The sequence below is a fragment of the Lentzea sp. NPDC054927 genome (assembly GCF_053610285.1).
Map to the genome: position 1 here is coordinate 32829 of NZ_JBSGXZ010000022.1, position 18865 is coordinate 51693.

Here is an 18865-nt window from a genome sequence, read left to right on the forward strand (position 1 = left end):
GGTGGGCCGAACGAGGCAACGGGTGAAGGCGGATGAGCCGGCATGTAAGCCGGATCCTGTTCATGGGACTAGGTCCCACTTGGCGGCCATCCATCTGGGCCTGCCGTTGCCGGCAGGCTCTAGCGGCCTACCCGTGAGCATCGGGCGGGCAGCCCTCGAACGCTCACGCAGCACCTTCCCTTGCGTTCCGGTGCCCTCTTGGCCTTGCTCCGGGTGGGGTTTACCTAGCCGCCCCAGTCACCTGGGGCGCTGGTGGTCTCTTACACCACCGTTTCACCCTTACCTCGACAAGCGAGGCGGTCTGTTTTCTGTGGCACTGTCCCGAGGGTCGCCCCTGGTTGCCGTTAACAACCACCCTGCCCTGTGGAGTCCGGACTTTCCTCGACTGCCCGCGTCCGTGGACGCAGACCACCGCGGCCGCCCTGCCGACTCATCCGCACTCGTCAGGATATCCCAGCGGCTGGGACTGGTTGTTCACCGGCCTGGACGTTGGTTGACTCGGTGCCATCACAAGCCGTCGCTACGGAGTGGCCCGCCATGTCCGATCTGCTGATCATCTCCGGTGCGCCGTCCCATTCCGCGCCGACCGGTGTCGTGGTTTCGCACGTGTCCGCGGCCTTGCGGGCTGCGGGACACCACGTGTCGTTGCTCGACGTGCGCGCGTTGCCGACGTTGTCGCTGCTCACCGAAGACCTGCGTGACCCGGAGATCGCTGCCGCGGTGAGCAACGTGCTGTCGGCTGACGGCATCGTGGTCGCGTCGCCCGTGTACCGCGCCGCGTACAGCGGTTTGGTGAGGGCGTTGCTCGACCTGTTGCCGAAGAAGGCGTTGCGCGGACGTGCGGTGCTGCCGTTGGCGACGGGTGGCAGCCAGGGCTTCCTGGTGGCGATGGACTACGCACTGCACCCGTTGCTCGCCGCGAAGGGCGCGGACCAGGTGGTGCGCGGGGAGTTCGTGCTGGACCAGAACGTGGGTTCACCCGGCGCGGCCGCCGCCCTGGAGGCAGCGGCCGACCGGTTCATGGGTGCTTTGACGCCGCGACTGCGGAAGGCCAGCTGATCACTTGGCGGGGATACCGCGGCGCGCAATCCGGGTTGGCATTCCACTGGTTCACGATGAGCGTGAAAGACGCTTTCGAAGACTTCGACTTGTCGCATTGTCCAGTGGTGTGGCAGACCATGTATTCGGTGTCCGAAACAACGTCGAGGCTCTTGGTGTCGACCGGTACGTCGAACAAGGCCAGCGACGGCTGCCGGGCGACGGGTTGCCGGCGTCGACCTGGTACAGACCGGGTGGTGTGACGGCCTGGATCGCCTTGCCGGTGAGCGCGGTCGCCCTGCGCGAAGCTACCGGGACGTTCTACACGTCCTCCACAAAGCTTTATAGCTCAGTGATGGAAATGCCCAGAAGCGCCGTCGATTACTTATCCGAGGTGTGAGGTGTCGTTCACGAGTTTCACCGACGCGTGCCCGTCCGGATAGAACTCGGCGATCGACACACCCGTGAGATCGAGGTGCATCCGGAACAGGAACTGCGGCCCGACATCAAGCGCCTGCCGCAGCAGCGTCTTGATCGGCGTGACGTGACTCACCAGCACCAGCGTCTTGCCGCCGTACCGGGCGATGATCTCCGCCCGCGCCTTCCGCACCCTGGCGTTGACCTCGTCGAAGCTCTCCCCGCCGGGCGGCTTGACGGACGTGTCGCCCAGCCACCGCCGGTGGATCTCCGGGTCCTGCTGCGCGGCCTCCGCGAACGTCAGCCCTTCCCACGAACCGAAGTCGGTCTCGATGAGCCCCTGGTGCGTGACGACCTCGAGCCCGATCTTGTCGCCGAGCTTCTGCGCGGTCTGGGCCGCCCGCTGCAGCGGAGACGAGATGATCCCGTCCAGACCGCCCACTTTGGACAGACGCTGGGCGGCCTTCTCGGCCTGCTCCAGCCCGAGCTCCGTGAGCGCGTGGTCACCCCGCCCCGAGTACCGGCGATCGACCGACAGCTTGGTCTGCCCGTGCCGCAGCAGGATCAACCGCGTGGGCTCCCCCGCCGCGCCACTCCAGTGCGGCTGCTTGGCGCCTTCCTGGGTCGGCTCGGCCTTCGCCTCGGGCTCGTTCGCCGGCTTGTTCTCGGCGTCCATCGCCTCGTTGGCGAGCCGGTCGGCCTGCCGGTTGCGCTCGCGCGGAATCCACTCGTACGCGACCTTCTGGAAGTCCCGCGCCAGGGCCTGCGCCTCTTTGGCGAGCGGCTGCATCGACGGGTGCTTGATCTTCCAGCGCCCGGACATCTGCTCGACGACGAGCTTGGAGTCCATCCGCACGTCCACGGTCTCGGCCCCGAGCTCCCGAGCGGCCCGCAGCCCCGCGATCAGCCCCTGGTACTCGGCGACGTTGTTGGTCACCACTCCCAGGAACCCCTTGCGCTCGGCCAACGTCTCGCCACTGAGCTTGTCCCGGACTACCGCACCGTATCCGGCCGGCCCGGGGTTGCCCCGCGACCCGCCGTCGGCCTCGACGATGACCTTCACGGCCCGATCGTAGCCCCGCGCTCAGGGCCCTCGAACCGTCCTGTATTCTGCTCCCATCAGTCTGGGTGGCGGAATGGCAGACGCGCTAGCTTGAGGTGCTAGTGCCCGTAAGGGCGTGGGGGTTCAAGTCCCCCCTCGGACACTGAAGATGGTCAAGCGAATGAGGCCGCCGACAAGGCGGCCTCATTCGCTTTTGTCGTACTTCAGCTCGATCCCGAGTTCACACGCTGACCTGCGCGGAGTGGACGATCCACAGTGGACCCGCACGCCTACGCCCGGACGGCGGCGACTTGGCATTGGACGAATAGTCGTTCAGGATGCCGCGCGTGCAGAGTGCGGCGAGGTTCGGCGACAGCGGTGAGATCTCCGGTGTCGCGTGGTCGATGCGCCGTGCGAGTCCCGGAAACTCCTCTGGGGACGCGGTTCTCGCGGCCGCGCGAGGAGGGGACGAGGACGCCTTCCGCGCGCTCTACCGGGACATCCAGCCGAAGCTGCTGCGGTACCTCCAGGTGCTGGTCGGAGCCGATGCCGAGGACGTGGCGTCCGACGCCTGGCTGCAGATCGCGCGGGATCTGGGATCGTTCCGCGGGGATCTCGACGGGTTCCGCGGCTGGGCGACCACGATCGCCCGCAACCGTGCGATGGATCACCTTCGCCGTCAGCAGCGCCGGCCGGTCGTGCACGGGACCGTCGAGGACGTGGCCGAGCCCGTTGGGCCGGAGGACACGGCTCAGGCGGCGCTGGACTCCGCGGCCACCGACGCCGCGCTGGCCCTGATCGCCAGGCTGCCGCGGGATCAGGCCGAGGCCGTGCTGTTGCGGGTGGTCGTGGGCCTGGACGCGAAGGCCGCGGCCAAGGTGCTCGGCAAGCGGGCCGGCGCCGTGCGCACTGCGGCGCACCGTGGCCTGCGCACGTTGGCTGAGCACCTCGCCGCAACGCCCCCACCAGGGCCGACATCGTCGGAGTGACAAAAAATCGAGCCCTGACGCTGAAGGACATGAGATGAGCACCCACCGATCCCGTCGCATCGACCGGCGTACCGCGGAGCAGCTGCTGCGCGACGCGCCCGGCCGGCTGCCGGTCGCCGGAAGCGACCGGCTGAGCGACCTGCTCGCGGCGGCGGGTGCGCCTGCCCGCGACCAGGAGCTGGCCGGTGAGCAGGCCGCCATGGCGGCGTTCCGCGACGCTCGTCTCACTACCGCCCCTCAGCGATGGAGACCCCGGATGCTCAAGGCCGCACTGGCGAACCTGCTCGCTGTGAAGATCGCCGCTGTCACGGCACTGGCCGCGGGCGGCATCGCGCTGGCCGCCGCGGCGGGCACGCTGCCCGGTCAGCAGCGCGAGGAACCCACCACGCCCGCCGGTACGAGCGTCGTCAGCACGACGTCCGCCACCACCGCCGCGACGTCGAAGGGGCCGGACAAGAAGCCGGACAACAGCGCCTCTCCCTCGCCGTCGCTCAAGGGCCTGTGCCAGGCCTACACGGCGGGCGCGGGCTCGGAACACGGCAAGGCGCACGACAACCCGGCGTTCAGCGCCTTGATCACGGCCGCGGGCGGTGCCGAACGGGTGCCCGGCTTCTGCGCCGACCTGCTCGGCGAGAAACCCGGCGAGAAGCCCGGCAAGTCCGACCACACGCCTGGCAAACCCACTCGCTCGAACCGCTGACGCGCCACGACATCCGGGCGACCCGACTGCCCCCTCACCGGGTCGCCCGTTCCGGACGGGCGGCGGCCTGTGCCCCACGCCGCCGCTCGTCCACCCCTTTTCCGCCGCCCAGAAGTGGAGGAGAGCCTGTGACCGACGCCTGTCCGCACGCTTTGTCCGCCGGCAGCTACCTGCTCGGCATGCTCTCCGCCGAGGAGACCGACGAGTTCCAGCAGCACAGCACGAGATGCGCGCACTGCCGTGGGGAGCTCGTGGACTTGATGCCCGGCGCCCTTTACCTCCAGGAGCTCAGAGCGGACATCCTCGCGGCCGGGCAGCACCCGTGCACGGAGCGGCCCTTCCTCTCCACGGTCGTGGCACGGGAACCGAGATGGATTGCCGGCTGCGGCACGTACTGACCCCCGGCTGTCGCTCTCGGTGCAGTACCGGGCGTTCGGTCGGCTGACGCGCCGGAAGTCGCGTCCGGGGTCACACTGGTTGCCGCCCAGCTGGGGGAATCCCTTCGGCCGAAAGGCAGACCGCCATGCGTGCAGTTCGTTTCCACGAGTTCGGCGACCCGAACGTCCTCACCGTGGAGGACGCCCCGGCTCCGCACGCCGGACCTGGAGAGATCCGGATCAGGGTCCAGGCCGCGAGCGTGAACCCGATCGACTGGAAGATCCGGGCCGGCTACATGTCCGAGATCATGCCGACCACGTTCCCCGCCATCACCGGGAGCGACGCGACCGGCGTCGTCGACGAGATCGGCGAGGGCGTCACCGGCGTCAAGCCCGGTGACAGGGTGTTCGGCCTGGGGCAGGGCACCGCCGCCGAACACGCGGTGCTCACCGCATGGGCGCCCGTGCCCAGCACGTGGACGGTGGAGCAGGCCGCCGCGGCCGGCCTCGTCTCCGCGACCGCCATCGCCTCCCTCAACGCCCTCGGTGACCTCGCCGGCAAGACCGTGCTCGTCGAAGGCGCCGCCGGCGGGGTCGGTTCCGCCGCCGTGCAGATCGCCGCCGCCCGGGGCGCCACAGTGATCGGCACCGCGAGCGAGGCCAACCACGACTTCCTCCGCGAACTCGGCGCGACACCCGTCACCTACGGAGAAGGTCTGGCCGGACGGGTCACCGCGGTCGCCCCGGCCGGGGTCGACGCCGCACTGGACACCGCCGGCTCCGGTTCGCTCGCCGACATCGTCGCCCTCGTCGGCGACCCCTCGCGCGTCGCGACCGTGGCCGACTTCGGCGCCGCCGCCCTCGGCGTCGCGATCATCGCCGGCAACACGAACGCCGCCGACACGCTCGCGGACGCCTCCCGGCTCGGGGAGGCCGGGGCCTACACCCCGCGGGTGCAGGCCGGCTACCCGCTGGAGAAGGCCACCGACGCACACGCCCACGTCCAGGGCGGTCACACCCGAGGCAAGGTCCTCATCACCCTCTGACGCACGCCGCCGTCAGCGCTCCTGGTCAGAACCGGGCAGGTGGACACCCGCGGTGCGGAGCTTCGTCTCGACGAGCACGGCCAGACGGGCCGCGGCCGAGTCCGGCTCCTCGCCGTGGTGGGCGATGAGGCGGTACCGCGTCCCGGGCTCGGTCCGGGCCCGCAGGCCGGTCACGATCTTGAGGTGCTCGGGGTTGGCGAGGTAGTGGTCGGACAGGTCGGCGGCCAGCCCTGGCACGCGGGGGTCGTCCGGTGCCCAGCCGGGGACCTCGGCGAGGCGCCTGACCAGTGCGACGAACCGGGGATCCCGCACGGCGTTCTCGACCTGGTCCAGGTAGTCGTCGAAGCCGTCCGGGACCAGGGCTTTGGCCAGCACGAAGGATTCCCTGGCGATCGTGACGTCCTGCGGGGTGAAGCCGACGCCGGGCATGCCGTCCAGCAGTGCCGTGGCGCGGTCGGGCAGCAGGGCCCGATCGCCGTCGGCCAACCGGCGCAGGGTGTGCAGTCGCGCGGTCAGTTCGTCGATCCGTTCGACGAGTTGCCGCTCGACCTCGGCTGCGGAGGCGGCGAACGACGCGGGGCCGGAGTCGAGCAGCGCACCGACCTCCGCCAGCGGCACGCCTGCGGCGGCCAGAGTTCTGACCTGCACGAGCCGCGTCAGATCGGCCGAGCTGTAGCGCCGGTAGCCCGAGCTGTCCCGTTCTGGCTCGTCGACCAGGCCGAGCTTGTGGTAGTGCCGCACCGTCTTGACCGTGACGCCGACGAACGCCGCCGCCTGCCCGATCGTCACCCCGTTCATCGGCTGTCAGCCTGCCTCACGTGCGGGTGGAGTGCGCGGCCGTCTCGCGCACGGCGGTGGCGACGGCCCGGAAGTCCTTGCGCAGGATCTGCGTGTGGTTGCTCGGCACCTTGGCGCTGATCCGCAGGTGCGGGTTGCGGCGAAGCACCGGATCGAGCGTGGCCCGCATCTCCTCCATCTCCTCCGCGCCCCCGCCGAGGTTCGCGCCCGTGGCGAGGACGTAGCTGACCGGGCAGGTCAGCCGGTCCAGCACCGGGTCGAGGGCAGCGCAGATCTCGTTGATCTCGATGTTGACCTCGGCGTGCTGGGCGGCGGTCATCCTGGCCGCCAGGCCGAACAGGCTCGCGAGCGGCAGCAGGAACCGCATCCGGCCGAAGATGCGCCGGATGCGGTTCCTGTTCGCCTCGCCGGTCAGGCCCCACGGCATCGCGCCGTCCACCACGACCACACCTGCTACGCGGTCCGGGTTGCGGGCGGCCCAGTGCACCGCGAGCGCCGCGCCGTAGGACCAGCCGACCAGGAGCGGTCGGTCCACATCGGACGCGGCGAGGATCGCGCCGACGTCACGCAGGCACGCTTCGAAGGAGTGGTCCGCTGACCGCTTCGAGGCGCCGCGGGCTCGTTCGTCGTAGGTGATGTGCCTCCACCCGGTGCCGAGTTCGGCGATCACCGGGCGCCAGGACCGTTGGCTGGCATAGGAACCGTTGAGGTAGAGCACCGGACGGCCGGGGCCACCGGTGTCGGTGAACGCGAGGGCCGTGTCGTCGACGGGCAGCATGCCGGTGCGGGGTGAGGTGGTCATGCGTGCAGGGTCCACCCTGACCTCGGGTCAAGGTCAAGACGTTCGTCTGAGCCGACGTCACCGCAGACCTGATCTGCCCAGATTCCGCCTGGTGTCCGGAAAACGCTGCGCCGCGACGCTTTCCGTGCGGGACGGAGTCCGCGACAGGAGGTCCGGGCCACGTTGCAGCGTCAGGGTTTGCGAGATCAGCGCATCGGTGCCACGGGCAGCTGGAGTGCGCGGGCCGACAGCCTCTTCGGTGCCCTCCTGGGTCAGCTGCGCGGCGTAGGCGCGCATCAGTTCGGTACAGCGGTAGCGGCCCTCGGTGTGCTCCTCCACCAGGTGAGCGTCCACCAGGTCTCCCAGCAACCGCTCCGCCCGCGCGGCCGGCAGTCCGGACAGTTGGGCCACCCCCGCCGGGCCCAGGTCGGGCAGCGGGGCCAGGCCGAGCAGCCGGAAGACTCGCTGCTGGTCCGCGTTCAGGGTGCGGTAGGACAGGTCGAAGGCCGCCGCCACGCCGTGGTCTTCCGCCTCCAGCTCGGCCAGCCGGGTGCGCGGGTCGGCCAGGCGCGCGGCCAGGTGCTCGATGCTCCACTGTGGACGGTGCCGCAGCCGGGCGGCGGCGATGCGCAGGGCCAGTGGCAGGTTTCCGCACAGCCGCACCACTTCGCCGACCGCGGCCGGCGAGGCGGTGGCGCGGTCGTCGCCGAGCAGGGAGACGAACAGTTGCCGGGCGTCGGTTTCCGGCAGGCTTTCCAGGGTGAGCAGGGCGGCGCCGTCCAGGCTGGTGAGCCGGCGGCGGCTGGTGACCAGCATCAGGCAGCCCGGCGGCACCGGCAGCAGCGGGCGGACCTGGGCGCCGCCTTCCACGTTGTCCAGCACTACCAGCACTCGGCGGCCGTGCAGGCGTTCCCGCCACAGCGCGGCTCGGTCGGCGTCGTCGGCGGGGAGGCGGTCCTCTGGCACTCCCAGCGCGATCAGGAGGCGGCCCAGCACCTCGCTGGCGGTGCGCGCGTGGCGGCCGGCGGTGTGGGCGTGCAGGTCCAGGAACAGCCGGCCATCGGGATGCCGTGGGCCGAGGTCGTGTGCCAGGGCCAGTGCCAGTGCGGTTTTGCCCACGCCAGCCATGCCGTCCACCGCGATCAGCGAGCCGGCCTCGCGCAGCCGGGCCAGTTCGGCCTTGCGGCCGGTGAACAGGACGGGCAGCGGCGGCAGGTCGGCGCGTGGTGGTGCGGCGGTGATCGCGGTGCGGGCAGGGCCCAGTTCCGGGTCGCCGTTGAGGATGCGGCGGTGCAGCTGGTCCAGTGCGGGGCCGGGGTCCAGGCCGAGTTCGCTGGCCAAGGAGAACCTGGTGCGCCCGAAGCGTTCCAGCGCGTCCTGCTGACGTCCGGAGCGGTACAGCGCGAGCATGTGCTGCCCCGCCAGGCGTTCGTCCAGCGGGTGCCGGGCGCCGAGTTCGGACAGCGCGGTCAGCAGCGCCAGGTCGTCACCGCGGCGCAGCCGGATGTCGTTGCGGTCCAGTTCGGCGGTGAGCCGTTCGCGGTCCAGGCGTTCGCGCACCTCGGCCAGCCACGGCTGGTTCAGCCCGCCGAACGGACGGCCGCGCCACAGTGCCAGCGCCTCGTCGAACAGGGCCAGCGCCTCGGGATCCGGCACGCTGCGAGCCAGGGCGGTCAGGTCCCGGAAGTGGTGCAGGTCGATCGCGGCCGGGTCGACGGTGATCACGTAGCCGCCGGTGCGACGGCCGATGGTCACCTCGGTGCCGGCCGCGGCCAGCGCACGACGTAGCCGGGAGACGTAGCTGTAGAGCGTGCTCAACGCCCTGTGCGGCCGCGTCTGCCCCCAGACCCGATCGAGCAGCAGCTCGCTGGGAACCGTGCGGTTGGCCTCGACCAGCAAGGCGACCAACACGCTCCACTGCCGCGCGTGCCCCAGTTCCAGTTCTCGTCCACCGGCGCGTGCCCCCACGTCACCGAGCAGGTGGAACTCCACCGACATCTTGCCCCCAAGTTGCCCATGATTCCGTATTACCGCTATTACACGGACCCTCGCACCTGCGAATTCAAGGTCCGTGCAAGCTTGTTGAATGTTTCTTCGCCCAGCGTAGCCCAACCGAGAGAGCAAAGTGTGCGGGTGAGTTCGTGAACCGTTCACGAAACTGGACAGACGGGACACAACGCTACGAACCGATCAGGCACCAGGACCAGCCTTTCAATACCAGTTACCAGTTCTTTCCACATCGGGTGACGCGGCCCACATCGGGGCGAATCGCCTGTACAGTGCCTGGGGGGCATCTACAGTGGAATTCCGGATCCTCGGTCCGGTGAGCGTCTGGGACGGTGCTGCCGAGATCTCTCTCGACGGCGCGAAACAGAGAACAGTGCTCGCCGCCCTTCTGCTTTCCAGCGGTCATGTCCTTTCTGACGACCGGCTGACCGAATTGTTGTGGGGGGAGAATCCCCCGAAAACCGTGAATGCACAGATCCACACCTACGTCTCGCGTTTGCGGAAATATCTCGGCGACCAGGTCGATCTGGTCCGCAAAAGGCCCGGCTACCTGCTGCGGGACAACGGCGTGGCCTCCGACGTGAGCAAGTTCCGCGCACACGCGTCCGCGGGCACGCAGGCGTTGGAACGAGGTGAGGCCAAGTTCGCGACAGCGGAACTGCAGGCCGCACTGGGCTGCTGGCGCGGCCCGGCACTGGCCGGCGTGACCGAGTTCCTGCGCGCCGCCGAGGGCGTGCGCCTGGAAGAGGAACGGGTCGCCGCGCTCGAGAACCTGGTCGAGGCCGAACTCACGCTGGGCAGGCACGAACGCCTGGTCTCCGAGTTGACCGGGCTGGTCACCGACCACCCGCTGCGGGAACGGTCGCGCGCCCAGCTGATGGTCGCGCTGTTCCGTTGCGACCGGCAGGCCGACGCGCTGGCCGTGTTCGAGGACGGCCGCCGCATCCTGGCCGGTGAGCTCGGCGTCGACCCCGGGCCACTGCTGCGCCAGGCTCAGCAGGACGTGCTCACCGGGAAGGCGGCGCTGCGCCAGGTGGCGCCCGTGACCGCCACGCCGGTGCCGCCCGCCATGCTGCCCGCCGACGTGCCGGAGCTGGCCGGGCGGGACCCGCAGCTGCGACAGCTGCGGGATCTGCTGCGCACCAGCCCCGGCGAGACCGGGCACCGCCGGGCGGTGGCACTGGTGCGCGGCATGCCGGGCTGCGGCAAGACCGCGCTGGCGGTGCGCGCCGCACACGACGCGCACGAGGACTTCCCGGACGGTCAGCTCTTCGTCGACCTCGGCGGTGACTCCGGTGTCCCCCGCGAGCCGGCGGAGGTGCTGCGCTGGTTCCTCAGCGCGCTCGGCGCCACCTCCGCGCAGGTACCGGAAAGCCTGTCGGAGCGGGTGAACCTGTACCGCAGCCTGATCGGCGACCGGCGGATCCTGGTGCTGCTGGACAACGCGGCCGGCTGGCAGCAGGTACGGCCGTTGCTGCCCGGCGGCCGCAACTGCCGGGTGGTGATCACCAGCCGCAGCGCACCGGTGACCGCGGAGGTCGGCTGTGTGCTCGACCTCGGCCCGCTGGACGCGGAGTCCGCCCTGGCCCTGTTCACCGACGTGGTGGGCGAGGCACGGGTGGCCGCGGAGCAGGTGGCCGCCCGGCGGATCACGGAGCTGTGCGGACGGTTGCCGATGGCGGTGCGCATCGCCGCGGCCCGGCTGGTGGACAAACCGCACTGGCCGATCTCGGTGCTGGCCGGGCGGCTGGAGAGCACGCACTCCAGACTGGCCGAGTTGTGCACGGGTGACATGGACATCCGCACCAGCCTGGCCGGCAGCTACGCCCGGCTGCCGCGGGACGCCCGGCGCGGGCTGGTGCGGCTGAGCGTGCTGGAGACGCAGGAGTTCCCGGCCAGGGTGGCCGCGGCCGCGCTGAACGAACCGGTGGCCGAGGTGGAGGAACTGCTGGAGTCGCTGGTCGACGCGCGGATGACCGAGGCGGTCTCGGTGGACGCGACCGGGTGCGTGCACTACCGGTTCCACCCCCTGGTGCGGGCCTTCGCCCAGGAACGACACCTGGTCGGGCAGCTGACCACGCCCAGGGCCGCACGCGGGCTGTACCCGGCCCCCGCCGCGGTCTAGACCGGTGGATATAGGGGCGGTATATGGCCGGACCGGACTCTGACCGCGTGCGAACCGCGGGTGGGGTCCGGTCCTTCCGGCTGCCGATCATGTTGCTGCTGACGGGGCTGCTGGCCCTGTTCGGGGCGCAGACCGCGGCCGCACACGGCATCAGCAACACCGCGGACGTGCAGCTGGCGCAGTCGTTCGCGGGCAACGAGCTGACCATCGTGTTGCGGCGCACCGAGATCGTGCCCGGCCCGTTGGTGGTGGACGTGGTGGCACACGACCCGGTGCGCCCGGTGGAGATCACCCTGACTGCCACCGCGGTGGAGAGTCCCGACCCCGCACCGAACACCGGCTCGGTGCGGCTCGGGAACAAGCCAGGCGTCTACACGACGCGGCTGCGGGTGGACCGGGCCGGGCCGTGGGAACTGGAACTGCGCACCGGGGACGAACGCGCGGTGCTGCCGTTCCGGGTGATGGTGCCGACCTCCGCGGTGTGGGAGAAGGTGTCCTTCCCCGCTTTCGCCCTGGCCGGGGTGCTGCTCGCGCTGGCACTGCTGGCCGCGGCCACCCGGCGGCGCAGCCTGGGTGTGGCGGGCGGTTTGGCCGCGGTGGTCACCCTCACCGTGGCGCTGACCGCGGCGCTCCTGTCCCCCTCGATGCTGCCCGCGGTACCCGAGGGCGCACCACCGACAGTGCAGAACCGGCCTGAGGACGGTTTCGCCGCCGGCGGCCGTCCCTATCTCAACCAGGCACTGACCACCAGTCCCGCGCAACCGCTGGTGGGTCAGGAGTTCACCCTCACCCTCGCACTGGCCGACGGCGCCACCGGGCGACCCGCCGACGACCTGGTCTCCCACCACGCCGCCCTGGCGCACACCGTGATCACCAGTGCGGACTGCGTCTTCTTCCGGCACCTGCACCCGGTGCGCCGGGGTCCGGGGGTGCTGGAACTGCGGCTGACCGTGGACCGTCCAGGCCGCTATCTGGTGAACACCGAGCTGGAACGCGCCGATTCCGGCGGACAGCTGGTCACCGGCAGCTTCCAGGTCACCGGCGACGCACAACCCGAACCGCCCGCGCCGCAGGACGACACCGAGACGGTGTTGCGGCTGGACCCCGGAAAACCCGTTGCGGGACAGCCCACCGGCATCGAGCTGGAGGTGCGCGCGGGCGGACGTCCGGTGCGCGATCTCCAACCCTGGCTGGGCATGGCAGGGCACCTGGTGGTGCGCGACACCCGCAGCGACCTGTTCGGGCACGTGCACGAGCGGGATTCCATGGCCGCGCAGAGCGTTCCGGGCGCACGGCTGCCGGACGACACGGTGGCCCAGTACGGCCCGGTGCTGCGCTTCGCCTTCACCTTCCCGACCGCCGGGCGTTACCCGGTGTGGATCCAGTACATGCGCGGCTTCCGGGTGCACACCGTGCCGCTGTTCGTCGACGTGGCCCCTGAGGAGCGCTGAGCCTTGCCGCGCAAGAAGATCGTCACCGTCGTCCTGGTGAGCGTGCTGACGCTGGCCGCGGTGGTGGTCGGCTACCTGGCGTTCTCCGCACCCGATCCGGCGAAGGAACAACTGACCGCGAACTCGGCCAGCTACACCGTGGCGGTGCGCCTCCAGCGCTGGGCCGCGGGCGACAACACCGTCGACGTCGAGGTTTCCCGCCGTGACCACGCGCCGGTGGAGGTGGACCGGCTGGCACTGGAGGCGGCGATGCCCCGAATGGGCCACGCCACCTCGCAGTTGAAGGCCGAAACCGTTGGCCCCGGCCGCTTTCACGCCACGGGCGAGTTGTTCCCGATGTCCGGTGTGTGGGAACTCTCGGTGCGGCTGCACGGAAAAGCGGGCACCGAGCTGACCACGGTAACAGTGCCCGTGTCCTCCAGTTGAGCTATATCGAAGAAATATAGCCGTTCCCGGCACGGTGGTCGCACGACGAATCCGCCTGCCTGGAGGGAACGGCCACAATGGACAACCGGCACGAGTGGCGGCCACTGGAGATCACCCCCGACTCGGTCGGGGCCGAGGCCAGCGCCGCGGGGCTGGCCGCCCACCTCGCGGGTGCGAGCGACCTGGACGCCCTCCTGGTCAAGGAGAAGGGGTTGGTGTTCCGCGGTTTCCACGTCACCGAGGACACCCTCAGCGGGGTGATGGACCACCTGCTGCCCAACCGGCTCGCGTACGTGCACGGCAACTCCCCGCGCACCAAGGTCGGGAAGAACGTCTACACCTCGACCGAGTACCCGCCCGAGTACACGATCTCCATGCACAACGAGCTTTCCTACGCCCACCAGTGGCCGTCCCGGCTGCTGTTCTTCTGCGCGGTGGCCGCCGAGACCGGTGGCGCGACCCCCGTGGTCGACGCCCGGCTGTGGCTGGAATCGCTTGATCCCGAGGTGCAGGAGGCGTTCTCCGGCGGGGTCCGTTACACGCAGAACCTGCACGACGGCTACGGCCTCGGCAAGAGCTGGATGGACACCTTCGAGACCGACGACAAGGCCGTGGTGGAGGAGTTCCTGGGCAACTCGGGCGCCACCTGGGAGTGGAAGCGCGGCAATCTCAAGGTCTCCCAGGTCCGGCCGGCGACGCTCAAGCACCCGGTGACCGGGGACGAGGTCTGGTTCAACCAGTCCGACCAGTGGCACCCGGCGACGCTCGGCGACGAGACCGCCGCGGAACTGGCGAAGGTGCTGCCGGTCGAGGACTTCCCGCAGTGGGTCAGTTTCGCCGACGGCACTCCCATTCCCGAGGAGTACGTGATCCAGGTGCGCGACCGCGGCCTGGAGGCGGCGGTGGACGTCGACTGGCGGGTCGGTGACCTGCTGCTGATCGACAACGTCCTGCTCGGGCACGGACGGCGGCCGTTCACCGGCAAGCGCCGTGTGCTCGTCGCGATGTCGGACTGACAACGAGAGAGGACACGGATCCGCGATGACCGAAGTGTTGACCGCACCAGCGGCGAGCGGGCTCAGCATCACGCTCACCGACCTGGAACGCGCCGAGTTCGGTGTGGTGGCCGAACAACTGGCCAGCACCGCGCCCGGCCTGGTCGACGACCCTGCCTGGGTGGCGGCGGCCCGTCGCCTGACCTGTCTGCTGCCCACCCGGCTGCGGGAGACGGCGAGCCGGTTCCGGCACGACCCCGGTACCGACGGGGTGCTGCTGATCGGCAACCTGCCGATCGACACCTCCCTGCTGCCGCCCACGCCGAACGTGCCGGAGTCGGTGGAGCGCAACGCGACGCGGCCCGCCGCGGTGGCCGCGCTGCTGGCGTTGCTGCTGGGCGAGATCCTGGCCTACCGGCAGGAGAAGTCCGGCGCGCTGGTGCAGAACGTCGTGCCGGTGCCCGGCCGTGAGCTCTCCCAGAGCAACGCCGGGTCCACGCCGCTGGAGCTGCACGTGGAGAACGCCTTCCACCCGCACCGCCCGGACTTCGTCGGTCTGCTGTGCCTGCGCAACGACCACAGCGGTACCGCGGGCACCCTGGTGTCCTCGATCCGGCGCGCCCTGCCGCTGCTGCCGGCCGAGGTGGTCGAGGTGCTGGGCCGCCCGCGGTTCGTCACCGCGGCGCCGCCGTCCTTCCACTCCGACGCGGCCACCGAACCGGCGCCGGTGCTCGGCGGCGACCCCGCCGACCCGAACGTCGTCGTGGACTTCGCCGCCACCGAACCGCTCGATCCCGAGGGCCGGGCCGCACTGGACGCGCTGCGTGACGCGCTGCTGGCGGTGTCCACCTCGCTGGTGCTGCAGTCCGGCGAAATGGCCTTTGTGGACAACCGGATCTCCTTGCACGGCCGCAGTGCGTTCGAGCCGCGCTACGACGGCCAGGACCGCTGGCTGCACCGGACGTTCGTGCACCTGGACAACCGCCGCACCCGCGGGTACCGCCCCGGCAACGGCTACGTCCTGTCCTGACCCGCTCTCCCCCGCCGACCCCGTTCCCCTCCAAGCCGCCAGGAGCACCCGTGTATCAGGATTCGCTTGCGCCCGAGGACGCCACCGTGGCCGTGCTCGACGAGTTCGGTTCCCCGGTGCCTCCCGGTGTTCTGGGCGAGCTGCACGTGGACGGGGTCGGCACCGGCGAGCTGGCCCGCATTCGCAACGACGGCTCGGTGGAGCGGCTGGGGCCGGTGGAGGAACCGGAGCCCTTGCTGCTGCTGGACTCCGACCGTCCGGCCTACGTCGAACCACGCACCGCCACCGAACGCGCGGTGGCGACGGCGTGGACGGAACTGCTGGACGTCGACGACATCGGCGCGGACGACGACTTCTTCCACCTGGGCGGCCACTCGCTGCTGCTGACCACGCTGGTGGAACGGCTGCGCGTGGTCACCGGGCGCGAGGTGCCGCTGGCCGAGCTGTACGCCGCCACCACGGTGGCCAGGCAGGCCGAGCTGGTGGACGCGGCGGCGGGCGAGTTGCCACCGGTCGAGCGAGTGAGCCGGGAGAACGCGCTGCCGTTGTCCTTCGGGCAGCGCCGGGTGTGGTTCATGGCCGACCTGCACCCGGAGAGCGCGGAATGGGCGCTGCCGCTGCACGTCCGGCTCCCCGGCGAACTCTCCCCCACCGTGGTGAGGGAAGCGCTGACGGTGCTGGAAGCCCGGCACGAGTCGCTGCGCACCCGCTACGTCACGGTGGACGGCGAGCCGCGGCAGCTGGTCCGCGAACCGTCCACTGTGGAACTTCGGGTGGTCGAGGCCAGGCTGGACGAGATCGAGGAGCGTTTCCGCGAGCAGCTCGACGCCGGGTTCGACCTGGCAGAGGGCCGGTTGTGGCGCGCTCTGCTGCTGCGCGAGCCGGACGGCCGCCAGCAGCTGCTGATCACGGTCCACCACATCGCCGCGGACGGCTGGTCGGCCGCGGTGCTGGAGCAGGAGTTCCACCAGGTCTGCGCCGACCTGACCGCCGGGCGCACCCCGTCGTTGCCCGAACTGACCGTCCAGTACGCCGACTTCGCCACCTGGCAGCGCACCCACCGGGACAAGGACCGCCTGGGCACGCAGCTGGACTTCTGGCAGCGGACCCTGGACGGCGCCACCCCGCTCGAGCTGCCCACCGACCACCCGCGCCCGGCCGAACGCGACGCCCGCGGTGGTCTGGTGCCGTTCACCGTGCCCGCCCCGGTCGCCGACCGGCTCACCGCGCTGGGCCGCGGTCAGGGCGCGACGCCGTTCATGACCGCGCTGGCCGCCTTCTGCACCCTGCTGGCCCGGCACAGCGGCCAGTGGGACGTCACGCTCGGCGTCCCGGTGGCCGGACGTGATCGGCCGGAGACCGAGCCTGTAGTGGGGTTCTTCCTCAACTCACTGGTGTTGCGCTGCCAGCTGGACGCCGAGGCGCCGTTCACCGAAGCGGTGGACGTGGTCCGCGACTCCGCCCTCGCCGCCTTCGCACACCAGGACGTGTGCTTCGAGCACCTGGTGGAGCACCTGCGGCCGGAGCGGGACCTCTCCCGCACGCCGCTGTACCAGGTGGCGTTCAACTTCGGCGACGAGCGCTACATCGGCGGTCTGCCCGACCGGTCCGACGGCGCGGCCTTCGTGCGCGCCCGCCGGGTGGCCAAGACCGACCTGACCCTGTACGTGCGCCCGGAGTCCGACGGCAGTTGGACCGGTGTGTTCGAGTACGCCACGGCGTTGTTCGCGCACGCCACGATCGAACGGCTGGCCGGCCATTTCCTGCGCCTGATCGGCTCGGTCACCACGGACCCCGCCCATCGTCTGTCCACTGTGGATCTGCTGCCTGCCGGTGAGCGGGCCGCCCTGCTCGCCGGTGGACCGGAGCGCGCGTTCCCGCAGACCTCGGTGCTGGCCGAGTTCGAGGCCAGGGTGGCGGAGACCCCGTCGGCGATCGCACTGATCTCCGGTGCGGAACAACTCTCCTACGCCGAACTGGACGCCCGCGCCAACCGCCTGGCCCACCACCTGCGCTCGCTGGGCGCGGGCCAGGAGGTGCTCGTCGGGGTGTGCCTGCCCCGCGGTGTCGGCCTGGTGACCGCGCTGCTGGCCGTGTGGAAGTCGGGATCCGCTTATCTGCCAATGGATCCGGCCAACCCCGCCGAACGGATCGCGCACACCCTCACGGACAGCGCCGCACCGATCCTGATCACCACCGGTGGCGTCGACCACCCCGGCGCCCTGCTACTCGACCAGGTCGACCTCACCGCCCACCCGGCCACCGCGCCGGAACGTGCGGACGACCTGGACCAGCTGGCCTACGTCATCTACACCTCGGGCTCCACCGGTCGTCCCAAGGGTGTCGCGATCACCCAGCGCGGCCTGGCCAACCACCTGCACTGGGCCGCCCAGGACCTGGTGCGCGGGCAGGGTGGCGCGCCGCTGTTCTCCTCGGTGGCGTTCGACCTGCCGGCCACCAACCTGTTCGTGCCGCTGATGACCGGCCGCACCACCCACCTGCTGCCCGACGACCTGGACCTGACCAAGCTCGGCAGCGCGCTGCTCACCGGTGCGCCGTACAGCTTCGTCAAGCTGACCCCCGGCCACCTGGACCTGCTGACCCACCAGCTGTCCGAGACACAGGCCCGTGCGCTCGCCGACGTCGTGCTGGTCGCCGGTGAGGCCCTGCCTCCCGCCACCGCCAACCACTGGCTCGCGCTGCTCGGCCCTGACCGGTTGATCAACGAGTACGGCCCCACCGAGACCGCCATCGGCGCGACCACGCACCCGGTCGTCACGTCGCAACACCGCAGTGTGCCGATCGGGCAACCGTTGCCGAACACCACCGCCTACGTGCTGGACGGCGACCTCCAGCCGGTGCCCGCGGGCGTGCCGGGCGAGTTGTACCTGGGCGGCACCGGTGTCGGCCGCGGCTACCTCGGTCGTCCTGCGCTGACCGCCGAGAAGTTCGTGCCGAACCTTTACGGCGCACCGGGTTCCCGGCTCTACCGCACCGGGGACGTGGCCCGCCGGCTGCCCGACGGCGCGGTGGACTTCCTCGGCCGTGCCGACGACCAGGTCAAGATCCGCGGCTACCGGGTCGAGCTGGGCGAGGTGCGTGCGGCGCTGCTGGCCCAGCCCGCGGTGCGTGACGCGGTGGTCCTGTTGCGCCCCACCGAGAGCGGTGAGACCGCGCTGACCGCCTACGTGGTCGGCCAGGCCGACACCGACGAGCTGCGCACCCGGTTGCCGGAGTACATGGTGCCCGCGGTGTTCCAGTCGATCGACGCCATCCCGTTGACCGCCAACGGGAAGCTGGACCAGCGCGCGCTGCCCGCCCCCGCCGTCGCGGCCGGGGAGTTCGTGCCGCCGAGCACCCCCGCCGAGGAGCTCATCGCGTCGGTCTGGACCGAGGTCCTCGGCATCGAGCGGCTCAGCGTGCACGACAGCTTCTTCGACCTGGGTGGCCACTCGGTGCTGGCCATCCGGATGACCGCGCGGTTGCAGGAGGAGTTCGACCTCGACCTGTCCGTGCGCACGGTCTTCGAACAACGCACCATCCACGGCCTCGCCGCGGCGGTGGAGGACGCCATCCGCGCCGAGATCGAGCAGCTCTCCGAGGCAGAGCTGCGGGACGCCATCACGACTGGGGAGCACTGAGC

General features: G+C 70.8%; 16 protein-coding genes, 1 tRNA gene and 1 other RNA gene. 13 read left to right on the forward strand and 5 right to left on the reverse strand.

The genetic code is table 11. The features are described from left to right. Positions 1 to 29: 29 nt before the first annotated feature. An RNA gene (gene rnpB, locus ACWGE0_RS26295) (RNase P RNA component class A) lies at positions 30 to 433 on the reverse strand. Between the two features lie 104 nt (positions 434 to 537). Between rnpB and ACWGE0_RS26300 the strand changes: the two genes are divergently transcribed. Both ACWGE0_RS26300 and ACWGE0_RS26305 read left to right on the forward strand, forming a co-directional pair. Next, complete coding sequence (locus tag ACWGE0_RS26300; RefSeq protein ID WP_452263557.1) at positions 538 to 1059, forward strand: NAD(P)H-dependent oxidoreductase; 522 nt, start codon at positions 538 to 540, stop codon at positions 1057 to 1059. Between the two features lie 109 nt (positions 1060 to 1168). After that, on the forward strand, positions 1169 to 1438 hold the full coding sequence (locus ACWGE0_RS26305) for a hypothetical protein (protein WP_452263558.1): 270 nt from the start codon (positions 1169 to 1171) through the stop codon (positions 1436 to 1438). Here ACWGE0_RS26305 and ACWGE0_RS26310 read toward each other — a convergent pair. Further along, a complete protein-coding gene (locus ACWGE0_RS26310; protein WP_452263559.1) occupies positions 1424 to 2518 on the reverse strand; it encodes a bifunctional RNase H/acid phosphatase in 1095 nt (364 codons plus the stop codon). The genes ACWGE0_RS26305 and ACWGE0_RS26310 overlap by 15 nt on opposite strands. Before the next feature lie 59 nt (positions 2519 to 2577). On the opposite strand from ACWGE0_RS26310, the gene ACWGE0_RS26315 reads away from it, so the two are divergent. The 5 genes from ACWGE0_RS26315 to ACWGE0_RS26335 all read left to right on the forward strand — a co-directional run bounded on the left by ACWGE0_RS26315 (position 2578) and on the right by ACWGE0_RS26335 (position 5609). After that, a tRNA-Leu gene (locus ACWGE0_RS26315) sits at positions 2578 to 2660 on the forward strand. Between the two features lie 184 nt (positions 2661 to 2844). Next, on the forward strand, positions 2845 to 3486 hold the full coding sequence (locus ACWGE0_RS26320) for an RNA polymerase sigma factor (protein ID WP_452263560.1): 642 nt from the start codon (positions 2845 to 2847) through the stop codon (positions 3484 to 3486). A 34-nt stretch (positions 3487 to 3520) separates the two neighbouring features. Continuing rightward, positions 3521 to 4186 (forward strand): hypothetical protein, encoded by a 666-nt coding sequence (locus ACWGE0_RS26325; RefSeq protein WP_452263561.1) that lies wholly within the window; start codon positions 3521 to 3523, stop codon positions 4184 to 4186. Between the two features lie 128 nt (positions 4187 to 4314). Then, positions 4315 to 4584, forward strand: a complete 270-nt coding sequence (locus tag ACWGE0_RS26330; protein ID WP_452263562.1) for a hypothetical protein — start codon at positions 4315 to 4317, stop codon at positions 4582 to 4584. A 125-nt stretch (positions 4585 to 4709) separates the two neighbouring features. Beyond that, on the forward strand, positions 4710 to 5609 hold the full coding sequence (locus ACWGE0_RS26335; RefSeq protein ID WP_452263563.1) for an NADP-dependent oxidoreductase: 900 nt from the start codon (positions 4710 to 4712) through the stop codon (positions 5607 to 5609). 12 nt (positions 5610 to 5621) lie between these two features. Here the strand turns inward: ACWGE0_RS26335 and ACWGE0_RS26340 are convergent, their stop codons facing one another. Genes ACWGE0_RS26340 through ACWGE0_RS26350 form a run of 3 tightly spaced genes read right to left on the reverse strand, consistent with a single transcriptional unit; the run spans position 5622 to position 9186 of the window. After that, positions 5622 to 6407, reverse strand: a complete 786-nt coding sequence (locus ACWGE0_RS26340; RefSeq protein WP_452263564.1) for a MerR family transcriptional regulator — start codon at positions 6405 to 6407, stop codon at positions 5622 to 5624. A gap of 16 nt (positions 6408 to 6423) precedes the next feature. Next, positions 6424 to 7209, reverse strand: a complete 786-nt coding sequence (locus ACWGE0_RS26345) for an alpha/beta fold hydrolase (protein WP_452263565.1) — start codon at positions 7207 to 7209, stop codon at positions 6424 to 6426. Positions 7210 to 7266: 57 nt separating this feature from the next. Beyond that, positions 7267 to 9186: a BTAD domain-containing putative transcriptional regulator gene (locus ACWGE0_RS26350; RefSeq protein ID WP_452263566.1), complete on the reverse strand. Its 1920-nt coding sequence runs from the start codon at positions 9184 to 9186 to the stop codon at positions 7267 to 7269. 325 nt (positions 9187 to 9511) lie between these two features. On the opposite strand from ACWGE0_RS26350, the gene ACWGE0_RS26355 reads away from it, so the two are divergent. The 6 genes from ACWGE0_RS26355 (at position 9512) to ACWGE0_RS26380 (ending at position 18863) form a co-directional block, all read left to right on the forward strand. After that, complete coding sequence (locus ACWGE0_RS26355; RefSeq protein ID WP_452263567.1) at positions 9512 to 11320, forward strand: BTAD domain-containing putative transcriptional regulator; 1809 nt, start codon at positions 9512 to 9514, stop codon at positions 11318 to 11320. Positions 11321 to 11367: 47 nt separating this feature from the next. After that, positions 11368 to 12771, forward strand: coding sequence for a hypothetical protein (locus ACWGE0_RS26360; RefSeq protein WP_452263568.1), 1404 nt, complete (start codon positions 11368 to 11370; stop codon positions 12769 to 12771). Positions 12772 to 12774: 3 nt separating this feature from the next. Beyond that, positions 12775 to 13197 carry a FixH family protein gene (locus ACWGE0_RS26365; protein ID WP_452263569.1) on the forward strand — a complete coding sequence of 141 codons (423 nt, stop codon included), beginning with the start codon at positions 12775 to 12777 and terminating at the stop codon, positions 13195 to 13197. Positions 13198 to 13274: 77 nt separating this feature from the next. Further along, positions 13275 to 14213 (forward strand): TauD/TfdA family dioxygenase, encoded by a 939-nt coding sequence (locus ACWGE0_RS26370; protein ID WP_452263570.1) that lies wholly within the window; start codon positions 13275 to 13277, stop codon positions 14211 to 14213. 25 nt (positions 14214 to 14238) lie between these two features. Then, a complete protein-coding gene (locus ACWGE0_RS26375; protein WP_452263571.1) occupies positions 14239 to 15222 on the forward strand; it encodes a TauD/TfdA family dioxygenase in 984 nt (327 codons plus the stop codon). Between the two features lie 50 nt (positions 15223 to 15272). After that, the gene (locus ACWGE0_RS26380) at positions 15273 to 18863 is read left to right on the forward strand and encodes an amino acid adenylation domain-containing protein (RefSeq protein ID WP_452263572.1); all 3591 of its coding nucleotides are present in this window, start codon (positions 15273 to 15275) and stop codon (positions 18861 to 18863) included. Positions 18864 to 18865 lie beyond the last annotated feature (2 nt).